This window comes from Mycobacterium sp. PTI7 (genome assembly GCF_056679845.1).
In genome coordinates, this window is sequence record NZ_CM155252.1 from 5,203,328 (window position 1) to 5,216,375 (window position 13,048).

Consider the following 13,048-nt stretch of genomic DNA (forward strand, 5'->3'; position numbering starts at 1 on the left):
GGCGACGGCGTGATCACGTGCCGGTCCCTGGCCGAACGCCCGTCCGACGAAGCTCGCCGCGGTCCGCGCGGGTGGTCGTCCGCAGGGGTCCGGGAAACGTCCGCCGAGGGCCACGAGAACTCGAAAAGCGGTTACTGACCAGTACGAATGGTGCACGACGAAAAACGCCCGAATCTCGCGGTCTCTGAATCGTTCCTGTGAGGGATCGGACATACTCCCGATTAACTGCGGGTACGTCACCCGCGTTAACCTTCATCAAGCGACCACCGTGACTGCACGCAGGAGAAATAAATGACCTCAGCGACCATTCCCGGATTGGACAACGCGCCGACCACACACGAGGGCCTGCTGGCCTGGGTCCGCGAGGTTGCCGAACTCACCCAGCCGGACCGGGTCGCGTTCGCGGACGGGTCCCAGGAGGAGTACGAGCGGCTGGCCGAACAGCTGGTCGCCGCCGGCACCTTCCAGAAGCTCAACCACGAGAAGCAGCCGAACTCGTACCTGGCGCTCTCGGATCCCTCGGACGTCGCGCGCGTCGAGTCCCGCACCTACATCTGCTCGCAGCGCGAGGTCGACGCCGGCCCGACCAACAACTGGATGGACCCCGCCGAGATGCGCGGGATCATGACCGAGCTGTACCGCGGCAGCATGCGCGGCCGGACGATGTGGGTGGTCCCGTTCTGCATGGGGCCGCTCGGCGCCGAGGACCCCAAGCTCGGTGTCGAGATCACCGACTCCGAGTACGTCGTGGTCTCGATGCGCACCATGACCCGGATGGGCAAGGCCGCGCTCGACAAGATCGGCGACGACGGCTTCTTCGTGAAGGCGCTGCACTCGATCGGCGCTCCGCTCGAGGATGGCGCCAAGGACGTGCCGTGGCCGTGCAACGACACGAAGTACATCACCCACTTCCCCGAGACCCGTGAGATCTGGAGCTTCGGCTCGGGCTACGGCGGCAACGCGCTGCTGGGCAAGAAGTGCTACTCGCTGCGCATCGCGTCGGCCATGGCCCACGACGAGGGCTGGCTGGCCGAGCACATGCTGATCCTCAAGCTGATCTCGCCGGAGAACAAGGCGTACTACATCGCCGCGGCGTTCCCGTCGGCGTGCGGCAAGACCAACCTCGCCATGCTGCAGCCCACCATCGACGGCTGGCGCGCCGAGACCGTCGGCGACGACATCGCGTGGATGCGGTTCGGCAAGGACGGCAGGCTCTACGCCACCAACCCCGAGTTCGGCTTCTTCGGCGTCGCGCCGGGCACCAACTGGGACTCCAACCCCAACGCGATGAAGACCATCGCCGGCGGCAACACCGTCTTCACCAACGTCGCGAAGACCGACGACGGCGACGTGTGGTGGGAGGGCCTCGAGGGCGAGCCCGACCACCTGATCGACTGGAAGGGCAACGACTGGAACCTGCGGGAGACGGAAACCAAGGCGGCGCACCCGAACTCGCGCTACTGCACCCCGATCTCGCAGTGCCCGACGCTTGCCCCCGAGTGGGACGACCCGCAGGGCGTGCCGATCTCGGCCATCCTGTTCGGCGGTCGCCGCAAGACCACCGTCCCGCTGATCACGCAGGCGCGCGACTGGCAGCACGGCGTGTTCATCGGCGCCACCCTCGGCTCCGAGCAGACCGCCGCCGCGGAGGGCAAGGTGGGCACCGTCCGCCGCGACCCGATGGCGATGCTGCCGTTCCTCGGCTACAACGTCGGCGACTACTTCCAGCACTGGATCGACCTGGGCAAGAACGCCGACGAGTCAAAGCTGCCCGCGGTGTTCTTCGTGAACTGGTTCCGCCGCGGCGACGACGGCCGCTTCCTGTGGCCGGGCTTCGGTGAGAACAGCCGCGTGCTGAAGTGGGCCGTCGAGCGCATCGAGCACCAGGCCGACGGGAAGAGCACCCCCATCGGAATCGTGCCCACCGCAGCCGATCTCGACCTGGCCGGGCTGGACGTGGACCCCGCCGACGTCGACGAGGCGCTGGCCGTCAACCCGAGCGAGTGGCGCGACGAACTGCCGCTGATCGAGGAGTGGTTCGAGTTCGTCGGCGAGAAGCTGCCGACCGGCATCAAGGACGAGTTCGACGCGCTCAAGACCCGCCTGGCCGAGGCCGAGTAGACCGCCCCTTACCGCGAGCAGACGCGAAATCCCCTGAAACCAGCTGGTTCAGGGGATTTTGCGTCTGCTCGCGCAGCAGGTCTGTCGTGGTCAGGCGGCGTCGGGGCGCAGCGTGGCGACGCGGTCGCACGCCCCGTCCAGGATGAGGTCGGCGGCCCGCCAGGCCACCGCCATCGCCGGTCCATTCGTGTTGCCCGACAACATGATCGGCCATGCCGAGAGGTCCGCGACGCGCAGCCCGTCGATGCCGCGGACGCGCAGCTGGTCGTCCACCACGTCGTCGTCGTCGGGGCCCATGCCGCACGTGCCGATCGCGTGGTGGCCCGTGGTCCCGGTGGCGAGTGCGGCGGCAACCAGATCGTCGTCGCTCTGCACGTCGGCGCCGGGGCAGGTCTCGAAGTCGATGCGATCGGCGATGGGGGACTGTTCGAAGACCGCACGCATGGTGCGCAATACGCCGGCGCCCACTCGGCGATCGTGCTCGGTGGCGAGGTAGTTGGGGTCGATCAGCAGCGGTGCCTCGGGGTTGGGCGAGGTGACGCGCACGCTGCCCTCCGAGGTGGGGCGCAGGATCTCGCCCATGCACGTGATGCCCGCGGCGTGCTCGACGGCCGAGCGTCCCCCGCCGCTCGGATCGGTGACGGTCAGCAGCGTGGCGAGCATCTGGCCGTCGACGCGCGACGACGCGGGGTCGGTGCTGAACAGTGCGAGCACGTCGGCGGTGGGCGTGGCCAGCGGTCCCCTGCGGGTGGCGAGGTAGTGCAGTCCGGTCTTCACCTTGGCCAGCGGGGTCGCCAGTTGGGCGTTGTAGCCGCCGTCGCCCAGGAGGCGGTAGGTGTTGACGAGCGTGCGGTGGTCGAGCATCCGGCGACCGACGTTGGCGCTCTCGAGGTACAGCTTGACCCCGGCGTCCGCGAGCACGTCGCGGGGTCCGATCCCGGACAGCTGCAACAGCTTCGGTGACTCCAGCGCGCCGAGGCACACGATGACCTCGCGCCGGGCGCGCACCACGGAGAAGGACGTGCCGGTGCGGATGACGGCGCCGACCGCGCGGCCGTTCTCGATGACGAGCCGCTCGGCGTACGAGTGGGTGGCGACCTCGAGGTTGGGGCGCCGGACGGCGGGCCGCAGGAACGCGGTCGCAGCACTCACCCGTCGGCCGCGATGGATGGTCGCCGGCGGCAGGCCGACCCGGGCATCCCCGGTCGCGTTGACGTCGTCGACGTGGCGCATGCCGAGTCGCTCGCCGGCCGCGATGATGTCGCGTGCCAGCTCGGTGGGATCGGTCGGCACGCTGACGTGCAGCGGACCCCCGGCGCCGCGGGTCGGGGAGGCGCCGAGCTGGTGATCCTCGACGTCGCGGTAGACGGGCAGCATGTGGTCCCAGCCCCAGCCGCGGTTGCCCAGGGCCTCGAGGTCGTCGTAGTCCCGGCGATCGCCGCGGTTGTAGACCATGCCGTTGACCGCGCTGGATCCGCCGAGCACCCGCCCACGGGGCCACGCCTCGCCGTCGGTGTGCGGCCCGAACGGCGTGGTCCGGTACTGCCAGGCGTGGCGCGGGTCGTTCAGGAGCCGGCCGGCCAGGCGTGGGACCTGGAGGTAGGGGCTGCGGCCGTGCCCGCCCGCCTCGACCAGCAGGACGCGGTTCGTCGGGCTCTCCGACAGACGGTTGGCGATGACGCAGCCGGACGCGCCGGCGCCGAGTACGAGGTAGTCGAACTCCGCCATTGCAAACCCTTCGTCCGACTCGTTTCCGGAAAACCGACCGGAAGTATGTTTCTAGTGAAGCAAAGGTTTGCTGAAAGTGCAAAGGCAAGACACGCAGAGGTGCGAAGCAATGCGTTTGTACTGGTACATCTGACGTCGCTGGACTCATGAAGCGAAGCAAAGATCGTTCGCGATGTGGACCACGTCACGACGGGTTCAGTGAGCCACGACACAGCCATGGCACCCTCTTGACACCTGTCAAAAGTGGCCGTCGTAAAGTTCTGGCATGCAGATCCGTGACCACCTGGGCTCCGACAAGCCCGCCATCGTCCTGTATCCCTCTGGCACGGTCGTCACGTTCGACCAGCTCGAGGCGCGGGCGAATCAGCTGGCGCACTACTTCCGCAGCCGGGGGCTACGCGAAGGTGACGTCGTCGCGATCCTGCTGGAGAACAACGAGCACATGCACGTCGTCATGTGGGCCGCCCGCCGCAGCGGCCTCTACTACGTGCCGATCAACACGCACCTCACCGCTGCCGAGGCGGCGTACATCGTCGACAACTCCGGTGCGTCGGCGATCATCGGCTCCGAGGCGCTGCGCGAGACGTGCCAGGGTCTCGCCGAGGAGCTGCCCCGCGGTCTGCCCGACGTCCTGCTGATCGCGGACGGCTCCCTCGACGGGTGGGAGCGCTACCCCGAGTGTGTCGCCGACCAGCCCGAGACCCCGATCGACGACGAGTGGGAGGGCGATCTGCTGCAGTACTCGTCCGGCACCACCGGCCGGCCGAAGGGCATCAAGCGCGCGCTGCCGCACCTGCCGCCCGCCGAGGTGCCCGGCATGATGTCGGCGCTCGTCGGCTTCTGGATGCACCCCGACGCCGTGTACCTCAGTCCCGCGCCGCTGTACCACACGGCCCCGTCGGTGTGGTCGATGAACGTGCAGGCCGGCGGCATCACGACCGTCGTCATGGAGAAGTTCGACGCCGCAGGCTGTCTGGACGCCATCGCCCGTCACCGTGTCACCCACGGCCAGTTCGTGCCCGCGATGTTCACCCGCATGCTCAAGCTCCCCGAGGACGTCCGCGCCTCCTACGACGTCGCCAGCCTCGAGCGGGTCATCCACGCCGCGGCGCCGTGCCCGGTCGAGATCAAGAAGCAGATGATCGACTGGTGGGGCCCGATCGTCGACGAGTACTACGCCTCCTCCGAGGCGCACGGGTCCACGCTGATCAGCGCCGAGGAATGGCTCGCCCACCCGGGCTCGGTCGGCAGGCCGATGACCGGCGGTCTCCACATCCTCGACGAGGACGGCAACGAGCTGCCGCCAGGCCAGGCGGGCGAGATCTACTTCGAGGGCGGCCGGGACTTCGAGTACCTCAACGATCCGGGCAAGACCGAGTCGTCGCGGGACAAGCAGGGGCACGGCTGGATGACCGTCGGCGACATCGGCTACGTCGACGAGGAGGGCTACCTCTACCTCACCGACCGCAGGCACCACATGATCATCTCGGGCGGGGTGAACATCTACCCGCAGGAAGCCGAGAACATGCTCGTCACACACCCGAAGGTGATGGACGCGGCCGTCTTCGGCATCCCGCACGACGAGATGGGGCAGAGCGTCAAGGGTGCGGTGCAGACCGTCGACCCGGCCGACGCCACCGACGAGTTCGCCGAGGAACTGATGGCGTGGCTGCGGGATCGCCTGGCGCATTACAAGTGTCCGCGGTCCATCTCGTTCGAGGCGGCGCTGCCGCGGACCGACACCGGCAAGCTCTACAAGCAGACGCTGATCGACAAGTACTCCGCACCGGCGAGCTGACCGATGGCGCCGACGGTCGTCGACCTGGCCGACGAGCCCCACCCGACGACCGGCATCGTGATCGCCACCGGCGACCCGGCGGCGCCGCACGCCGAATCCTGGTTGGAGCGTGCGATGTTCACGCTCGTCGAGACGCCGACCGGTGATCGACGGGCGGTCACCGTGCGGTCGGTGCCCGACGCGGTGGCCGCGATCGGCGAGCGGGTGGACGCGTGTCCGCAGGCTGCCGCCGTGTGCGACGACGTCCTGCGATCGGTCGACCCCGCCGCGCCCGCCTTCCCAGGCGTAATCGCCGAATCGCTGGCGTACTCGACGCTGCAGGCCGGCGGCGAGTTCGCGCGCTGGCTCCGCCACCGCGGTCCGGCCCGGGTGCCCGACGATCCGGACCCGGTGGTCGCCGACCGCCACGGCGACGTGCTGCACGTCCGGTTCAACCGGCCCGGCAGGCACAACGCGTTCTCCACGCCGGCGCGCGCGGCGCTGCTGGAGGCGCTGGAGGTGGCGCGGGTCGACCCGTCGGTGACGGAGGTGGTGCTCGGCGGCAACGGCCCGTCGTTCTGCAGCGGGGGCGACCTCGCCGAGTTCGGCACGTTCGACGACCCCGCGACGGCGCACCTGGCCCGCACCCGGCACAGTCCCGCACTGGTCCTCGACGAGATCACCCGGCGACTCGGGTCAGCGTGCCGAGCGGAGGTGCACGGTCAGGTGCTGGGCAGCGGTCTGGAGATGGCGGCGTTCTGCGGGCACGTGACCTGCGCGCCGGACACGACGCTCGGGCTCCCCGAACTGGTGCTCGGGCTCATCCCCGGTGCGGGCGGGACGGTCAGCGTCACTCGGCGGATCGGCCGCTGGCGGACCGCCTACCTGGTGCTCTCGGGCGCGACGATCACCCCCGCCACGGCACTCGAGTGGGGACTGGTCGACGCCGTCGGCCGGTGACGCCTCGGGTCAGCGCGACCGGCGCAGCGTGACCCGGTAGGTGTACTGCTCCGGCAGGAAGTGGCTGACCGCCAGCTCGACGGGCGTGCCGGCGGCGTCGGCGTAGAGCCGGTCCACCCGCAGCATCGGATGGCCCGCCGCACATCCGACGCCGGCGGCGACCTCGTCGTCCGCCGGGCCGACGGTGATCGACTGCGCGGCCTCGGCGATCGGCTGCGCGAGGTGCGGCTCGATCAGGCCGATGATCGTCGTGGTGCTCACCGCGCCGTCGGCGGTCTCGGCCGCGTCCAGCACCGGGCGGGCGACGTGCTCGGGTAGGAACACCCGCGTCACCACGAACGGGACGCCGGAGTGCAGCCGGCGGAACGTCACCGCATGGACCACGTCCTCGTCGAGCCGCAGCCGGCTGGCGGCGTCGACGTCGACGCGGCGGCGCAGGCCCGTCAGCACCTCCATGGTCGTGTCGTCGGACAGGCTCATCAGGTCCTCGATGGAACCGAGCTGACGGAGGTAGCGGCCGGCGTCGTCGGCGTAGGTGCCCCGACCCGGCACCCGGTAGACGGCGCCCTCGGCGACCAGTTCCTGGAAGGCGCGGCGCACCGTCTGCCGCGACAGTCCCAGTTGCGCGACGAGTTCGGACTCCGTGGGCAGGCGGACGCCGTCGGAGTAGGCCCCGGCGGCGATCTCGTCCAGGAGTCGCCTCCGCAGTGCCTGATACGCCGGTGGGGCGCGCACCGGTCAGATCCCGCCGCGCGCCACCAGCTGGGCGGCGATGACGTTGCGCTGGATCTCGTTGGTGCCCTCGCCGACGATCATCAGCGGAGCGTCGCGGAAGTACCGCTCGACGTCGTACTCGGTGGAGTAGCCGTAGCCACCGTGGATGCGCACCGCGCTCAACGCGATCTCCATCGCGGTCTCGGAGGCGAACAGCTTCGCCATGCCAGCCTCCATGTCGGCGCGTTCGCCGCTGTCGTAGCGGTCGGCGGCGTGGAAGGTCAGCTGGCGCGCGGCGGTGAGCTTCGTGGCCATGTCGGCGAGGTAGTGGCCGATGGCCTGGTGCTGCCAGATCGGCCGGCCGAAGCTCTCCCGGTCCTGCGCGTACGCGAGTGCGTCCTCCAGCGCCGCGGTCGCGACGCCCAGTGCCCGCGCAGCGACCTGGATGCGGCCCGTCTCCAGCCCCTTCATCATCTGCGGGAACCCTTGTCCGGCAACCCCTCCCAGGATGGCCGAGGCAGGGGCGCGGTAGCCGTCGAACGACAACTCGCACGACTCGACGCCCTTGTAGCCCAGCTTGGGCAGGTCACGGGAGACCGTCAGGCCGTCGCTCGACCGGAGGTCGAGGCCCGGGGCGGCCTCTCCGTGCTCGGCCAGCACGATCGAGATGCCCCGGTGCCGGGGCGTCGCGGCCGGGTCGGTCTTGCACAGCAGTGCGATCAGACCGGAGCGGCGGGCGTTCGAGATCCAGGTCTTGGCGCCGCTGATCACCAGGTCGTCGCCGTCCGGGCGGGCGACCGTGGTCATGCTCTGCAGGTCCGATCCGCCGCCGGGTTCGGTGAGCGCCATCGTGGCGCGCAGTTCGCCGGTGGCCATCGGCGGCAGGTAGCGCTGCTTCTGCGCGTCGGTGCCGAACAGGTCGAGCACCTTCGCCACCACGGTGTGGCCGCCCATCGCCCCGGCCAGGCTCATCCAGCCGCGGGCCAGTTCCTGGGTCACCAGCGCGTAGCAGCGCGTCGACACCGGGGTGCCGCCGTACTCCTCGGGCACGGCCAGGCCGTAGATGCCGAGCTGCTTCATCTGCTCGATCCACGCCTCGGGATAGGCGTTGGCGTGCTCGACGTCGCGCACGGTCGGTTTGACGTCGCGGTCGACGAAGGCGCGGACGGTGTCGACGAGCATCGCCTCGTCGGCGTCCAGATCACGAGTTGTCATATGTACGGCCATATTGACACGTCGATCCAGGGAGTGCCAGCATCAGCGCTTGTGACAATGTCCGGCCAAATCACCGGTGGCCCGTACTTCGACGATCTGCACGTGGGCCTGGTGTTCGATGCCGCACCGGCGGTGACCCTCACGACCGGGGCCGCGGCGGTACACCAGTCGATCATCGGTGACCGGCTGCGGCTGCCCCTCGACGCGACGCTCACGCACGCGGTGACCGGGGCGCCCGAGGTCCTCGCCCACCCGGGCTACGTGACCGACGTGGCCATCGGCCAGTCGACGCTGGCGACGCAGCGGGTCAAGGCGAACCTGTTCTACCGCGGGCTGGGCTTCCACCGGTTCCCCGCGCTCGGCGACACCCTCTACACGCGCACCGAGGTGGTCGGGCTTCGGCAGAACTCGGACAAGCCGGGCCGCGCCGCCACCGGGATGGCCGCCCTGCGCATGACGACCATCGACCAGGCAGACCGGCTGGTCCTCGACTTCCACCGCTGCGCGATGCTGCCGTTGAGCGACGGTGCGGGCCACACCGGCCACGCCGACGACCTCGGCGAGATCGGCGCCGACACCCCCGCGCCGCCCGACCCCACCCTCGACTGGGACGCCGAGGCGTACCGCGTCCGCGTCCCGGGTGCGGGCTTCGCCCCCGACCTCGAAGGCGCGGTGTTGACGGGAACGGCCGACGTGGTGAGCAGTGCGCCCGAACTGGCCCGGCTGACCATGAACCTCGCTGCCATCCATCACGATTCGCGGATCAGCGGCCGCCGGCTCGTGTACGGCGGACACACCATCGGACTGGCACTCGGCCAGGTGAGCCGGGCGCTGCCCGACCTGGTGACCGTGCTCGGGTGGCAGTCCTGCGATCACACCGGGCCGGTGTACGAGGGCGACACGCTGCACAGCGAGATCCACGTCGAGGGCGCCCGGCCGCTGCCCGACGGCCGCGGCGGCGTGCTGAGCCTGCGATCGCTGGTGTACGCCGTCGGTGACGACGGCACGGATCGCCCGGTGCTGGACTGGAGATTCACCGCCCTGCAGTTCTAGCCGAGGGGATGATGGCCGGATGGACGACGACGCCGGCGCGTGGGGCGCCAGCGGCCTGGCGCATCTGACCGGCCCGGCCGACGGCCACCCGGACTTCACTCGGGCCGCCGTCCTGACCGAGGCGCGGGCCACGGCCGCGAGGTTCACCGCGCTGACCGGCGTCCCCGTCGACGCCGCCGAGGCCCTCGCGGGCCGCGCCGCGCTGCTCGGCCTGACCCGCCGCGGCCGGATCTCCGCCGGCGGGGCGAGCCGTCTGCTGCCCGCCGCCGACGGCTGGTTCGCGCTCACCCTGTCCCGCCCCGACGACGTCGACCTGGTGCCCGCGCTGGTCGAGGCCGACGGCGTGCCCGATGCGTGGGACGCGGTGCGGCGGTGGGCCCGCGATCGCGACCCGGCCGACGTCGTCGAGCGCGCCCGTCTGCTCGACCTGCCCGCCGCCGTGCTGGGGGAGGCGACGCCCGCGGCCCCGTCGATACGGCGGGTCGGCCCACGGACCGCGCCGCGCACCCCGGCCGGACTCCTGGTGATCGACCTGTCGTCGATGTGGGCGGGTCCGTCGTGCGCGCAGTCGCTGCGGCGGGCCGGCGCGACGGTCGTCAAGGTCGAGAGCCGCGCCCGACCGGACGGCACGCGAGCCGGCCCGCGCGCCTTCTTCGACTGGGTGAATGGCGGAAAGCTCAGCTACGCAGTCGACTTCGACGACGTGGCCACGCTGTGCCTGCTGCTCGAGGCGGCCGACGTCGTGATCGAGTCCAGCCGTCCCGCGGGCCTGCGCCGGCGTGGCCTCGGCCCCGACGGCGTCGCGGCGCGCGACGGCAGGGTCTGGCTGAGCATCGCCGGCTACCGGGACGCCCCCGACCGTGTCGCGTTCGGCGACGACGCGGCCGTCGCGGGCGGACTGGTCGGCCGCGGACCCGTGTTCTGCGGTGACGCCGTCGCCGATCCGCTCACCGGCCTGCACGCCGCGCTCGCCGTCGCCGAGGCGCTACACCGCGGCGGCGGCGAGGAGATCCGGGTCGCGATGGCCGACGTGGCCGCCACCTACGCGGCGCTGCCCAGAACCGAGTGGACCGGCCCGGCCCGCGCGCCCGTCGCACCGGACGTGCCGGTGCCCGCCGCCGACCTCGACGCCGACCACGGGCGCGTCGACCGGCTGATCGACGAGAGGAGCCCGGCCCCATGCTGATTCAGCGTGCGCGTCTGATGGACGGACGGGTGTGCGACGTACGCGTCGGCCACCGCATCGTCGAACTCGGCGCGGGCCTGACCCCCGCCGCGCACGAGGACGTCCTCGACGCCGGGAACCGGACGCTGCTGCCGGGCCTGCACGACCATCACGTCCACCTGTACTCGGCCGCCGCGGCGCTGACCTCGGTGCGGGTGGGTCCGCGCGACGTGGCGGGCCGCGACGATCTGGCCCGGGCGCTCGCCGCGGCGCCGGTCGGCGAGGACGGCTGGATCAGGGCCGTCGGCTATCACGACGCGGTGGCCGGGCCGCTGGACCGTGCCGCACTCGACGCCGTGTCACCGCCGGTCCCGGTGCGCGTCCAGCACCGCAGCGGCGTCGAGTGGACGCTGAACAGCGTTGGGCTCGAGCGGGTGGGCCTGGCCGATCATCCCGACGGCCGGCTGCGCAGCGCCGACAGTGGGTGGTCACGGGCGTTGCAGCGCAGGGACGTCGGGCTCGCCGAGATCAGCCGCAGGCTGGCCGCGTACGGCGTCACCGGGGTCACCGACGCGACCCCGGATCTCGGCATCGCCGACGTCGTCGCGTTCGCCGAGGCCCGCAGGCACGGCGAGCTGCTGCAGCGGGTGCACTGCCTGGCGCCCGGCAAGCGCATCCTGCACGACGACGACCTCGACCTCGATGAGCTGACGGCGTGGATCGAGCGGCGCCACGACGCCGACGGTCACGTGGCCGTGCACTGCGTGACCGCCGCGCAGCTCGTCGTGACGATCGCGGCGCTGCGCGCGGCGGGCAGCGTCCCGGGCGACCGCATCGAGCACGCCGCCGTGGTGCCCGACGACTGCCTGGCCGACCTCGAGGACCTCGGCGTCGTCGTCGCGACGCAACCCAACTTCGTCTGCGAGCGCGGTGACCAGTACCTCGCGGACGTCCCCGCCGACGAGCACGATCAGTTGTGGCGGGTGGGCTCACTGATGGCGGCGGACGTCCCCGTCGTGCTGTCCACCGACATGCCGTTCGGTGACGCGGACCCGTGGGCGGTGATGCGCGCGGCGGTGCACCGGACGACGGCGTCGGGTGCGGTCCTCGGCGCGTCGGAGTCGGTGTCGCCGCTCGACGCGCTGACGATGTTCCTCGGCGACGCCGAGCGGCCGACGGTGCCGCGGTCGGTCGCGCCCGGCCGGCCCGGTGACCTGATCCTCGTCGAGGGCACCGCCGACGACCTGCTGGCCGACCTCCGCGCCGACCGAGTGGTCGCCACGATCGTCGACGGCCACCTCGTCCACGGGGATCCGTAGCCGGCGCAGGGCTTCAGGCCTCCGCGGATTCCCGCTGCGTGAGGTTGCGGCGCAGGAAGTCCACCTGACTGGCGACGAACGACCGCGTGACAGCGGCTTTCGGCGCCAGGCCGTCGAAGCCGTGGAACGCGCCTTGGACAACCTCGAGGTCGCACGGCACGCCGGCCGTGCGGAGCCGCTCGGCGTAGGCGAGGTCCTCGTCGTGGAACAGGTCGAGGGTGCCGACGCCGATCCACGTCGGCGGGAGGCCGGCCAGATCGGTGCGCCGCGCGGGCACCGCCGACTCCGGATCGGCGCCGCCGAGGTAACTGGCCCAGCCGAACACGTTGGAGGCCTGCGTCCACAGCCGGTGGTTGGGACTGTCCAGCCCCGCCTGACGTCCCGAGCGGTCGTCGAGCATCGGGTAGACGAGCACCTGCGCGGCCACGTCGACCTGGCCACGGTTGCGCGCCGCGAGGGCGAGCGCCGCCGCGAGTCCGCCGCCCGCGCTGGCGCCGGCGATCGCGATCCGCGTCCGGTCGACGGCGGGCAGCGACGCCAGCCAGACCAGTGCGTCGTGACAGTCGTCGAGCGCGGCCGGATACGGGTGCTCGGGCGCGAGCCGGTACTTCACCGCGGCGACGGTGACACCGAGCTGGTTCGCGAGCTTGCGGCACGTGTCGTCGTCCTGGCTGGGGCTGCCGATCACGTAGCCGCCGCCGTGGATCCACAGCAGCGCCGGTCCCGGACCCGTGACCCCGGCGGGGCGGTGCAGCCGGACGCCGATGCCGGACGACAGGGTGAGCACGTCGACGTCCTTGGCCGCGGGCTTGCGGTCCATGGCCTTCGACAGCTTGCGGATCACGGGCAGCGAGCGCTTGGTGATCACCGTGCGCGGCAGCCGGCGGGCCATGCGGCGCAGTTCGGGGTGAAAGTCCTCCACGCCGTCGACCCTACTCGTGGCTGGGTACGTGGTTGGCCCCTTCGGCGAGCGTGCGTGTCTGCGGGCGACACGCC

General features: G+C 71.4%; 10 protein-coding genes. 6 read left to right on the forward strand and 4 right to left on the reverse strand.

Going from position 1 to position 13,048, the window contains the following annotated elements:
- Nucleotides 1-291: 291 nt before the first annotated feature.
- On the forward strand, nt 292-2,121 hold the full coding sequence (locus AC1MEY_RS25100) for a phosphoenolpyruvate carboxykinase (GTP) (RefSeq protein WP_480228062.1): 1,830 nt from the start codon (nt 292-294) through the stop codon (nt 2,119-2,121).
- 90 nt (nt 2,122-2,211) lie between these two features.
- Here AC1MEY_RS25100 and AC1MEY_RS25105 read toward each other — a convergent pair whose 3' ends face one another.
- On the reverse strand, nt 2,212-3,849 hold the full coding sequence (locus tag AC1MEY_RS25105) for a GMC family oxidoreductase (RefSeq protein WP_480228063.1): 1,638 nt from the start codon (nt 3,847-3,849) through the stop codon (nt 2,212-2,214).
- A 265-nt stretch (nt 3,850-4,114) separates the two neighbouring features.
- On the opposite strand from AC1MEY_RS25105, the gene fadD4 reads away from it, so the two are divergent.
- Complete coding sequence (fadD4, locus tag AC1MEY_RS25110; RefSeq protein WP_480228064.1) at nt 4,115-5,647, forward strand: fatty-acid--CoA ligase FadD4; 1,533 nt, start codon at nt 4,115-4,117, stop codon at nt 5,645-5,647.
- A 3-nt stretch (nt 5,648-5,650) separates the two neighbouring features.
- Nucleotides 5,651-6,586, forward strand: coding sequence for an enoyl-CoA hydratase/isomerase family protein (locus AC1MEY_RS25115; RefSeq protein ID WP_480228065.1), 936 nt, complete (start codon nt 5,651-5,653; stop codon nt 6,584-6,586).
- A gap of 9 nt (nt 6,587-6,595) precedes the next feature.
- Here AC1MEY_RS25115 and AC1MEY_RS25120 read toward each other — a convergent pair whose 3' ends face one another.
- Both AC1MEY_RS25120 and AC1MEY_RS25125 read right to left on the reverse strand, forming a co-directional pair.
- Nucleotides 6,596-7,321 (reverse strand): GntR family transcriptional regulator, encoded by a 726-nt coding sequence (locus tag AC1MEY_RS25120; RefSeq protein ID WP_480228066.1) that lies wholly within the window; start codon nt 7,319-7,321, stop codon nt 6,596-6,598.
- A gap of 3 nt (nt 7,322-7,324) precedes the next feature.
- The gene (locus AC1MEY_RS25125) at nt 7,325-8,515 is read right to left on the reverse strand and encodes an acyl-CoA dehydrogenase family protein (protein WP_480228067.1); all 1,191 of its coding nucleotides are present in this window, start codon (nt 8,513-8,515) and stop codon (nt 7,325-7,327) included.
- Nucleotides 8,516-8,572: 57 nt separating this feature from the next.
- On the opposite strand from AC1MEY_RS25125, the gene AC1MEY_RS25130 reads away from it, so the two are divergent.
- The 3 genes from AC1MEY_RS25130 to AC1MEY_RS25140 are packed head-to-tail and all read left to right on the forward strand — an operon-like array spanning nt 8,573 to nt 12,052.
- Complete coding sequence (locus AC1MEY_RS25130; protein ID WP_480228068.1) at nt 8,573-9,568, forward strand: MaoC family dehydratase; 996 nt, start codon at nt 8,573-8,575, stop codon at nt 9,566-9,568.
- A gap of 19 nt (nt 9,569-9,587) precedes the next feature.
- The gene (locus tag AC1MEY_RS25135) at nt 9,588-10,754 is read left to right on the forward strand and encodes a CoA transferase (RefSeq protein ID WP_480228069.1); all 1,167 of its coding nucleotides are present in this window, start codon (nt 9,588-9,590) and stop codon (nt 10,752-10,754) included.
- Nucleotides 10,748-12,052 carry an amidohydrolase family protein gene (locus AC1MEY_RS25140; RefSeq protein WP_480228070.1) on the forward strand — a complete coding sequence of 435 codons (1,305 nt, stop codon included), beginning with the start codon at nt 10,748-10,750 and terminating at the stop codon, nt 12,050-12,052. Before AC1MEY_RS25135 ends, AC1MEY_RS25140 begins: the two co-directional genes overlap by 7 nt.
- A gap of 13 nt (nt 12,053-12,065) precedes the next feature.
- Here AC1MEY_RS25140 and AC1MEY_RS25145 read toward each other — a convergent pair whose 3' ends face one another.
- Nucleotides 12,066-12,944 (reverse strand): alpha/beta hydrolase, encoded by an 879-nt coding sequence (locus AC1MEY_RS25145; protein WP_480231662.1) that lies wholly within the window; start codon nt 12,942-12,944, stop codon nt 12,066-12,068.
- Nucleotides 12,945-13,048 lie beyond the last annotated feature (104 nt).

What these genes read in the sequence shown, in the direction of transcription:
- AC1MEY_RS25100 (WP_480228062.1), top strand. Translation starts at nt 292, where the DNA reads ATGACCTCAGCGACCATTCCCGGATTGGACAACGCGCCGACCACACAC.
- AC1MEY_RS25105 (WP_480228063.1), bottom strand. Translation starts at nt 3,849, where the DNA reads ATGGCGGAGTTCGACTACCTCGTACTCGGCGCCGGCGCGTCCGGCTGC.
- fadD4 (WP_480228064.1), top strand. Translation starts at nt 4,115, where the DNA reads ATGCAGATCCGTGACCACCTGGGCTCCGACAAGCCCGCCATCGTCCTG.
- AC1MEY_RS25115 (WP_480228065.1), top strand. Translation starts at nt 5,651, where the DNA reads ATGGCGCCGACGGTCGTCGACCTGGCCGACGAGCCCCACCCGACGACC.
- AC1MEY_RS25125 (WP_480228067.1), bottom strand. Translation starts at nt 8,515, where the DNA reads ATGACAACTCGTGATCTGGACGCCGACGAGGCGATGCTCGTCGACACC.
- AC1MEY_RS25130 (WP_480228068.1), top strand. Translation starts at nt 8,573, where the DNA reads ATGTCCGGCCAAATCACCGGTGGCCCGTACTTCGACGATCTGCACGTG.
- AC1MEY_RS25135 (WP_480228069.1), top strand. Translation starts at nt 9,588, where the DNA reads ATGGACGACGACGCCGGCGCGTGGGGCGCCAGCGGCCTGGCGCATCTG.
- AC1MEY_RS25140 (WP_480228070.1), top strand. Translation starts at nt 10,748, where the DNA reads ATGCTGATTCAGCGTGCGCGTCTGATGGACGGACGGGTGTGCGACGTA.
- AC1MEY_RS25145 (WP_480231662.1), bottom strand. Translation starts at nt 12,944, where the DNA reads ATGGCCCGCCGGCTGCCGCGCACGGTGATCACCAAGCGCTCGCTGCCC.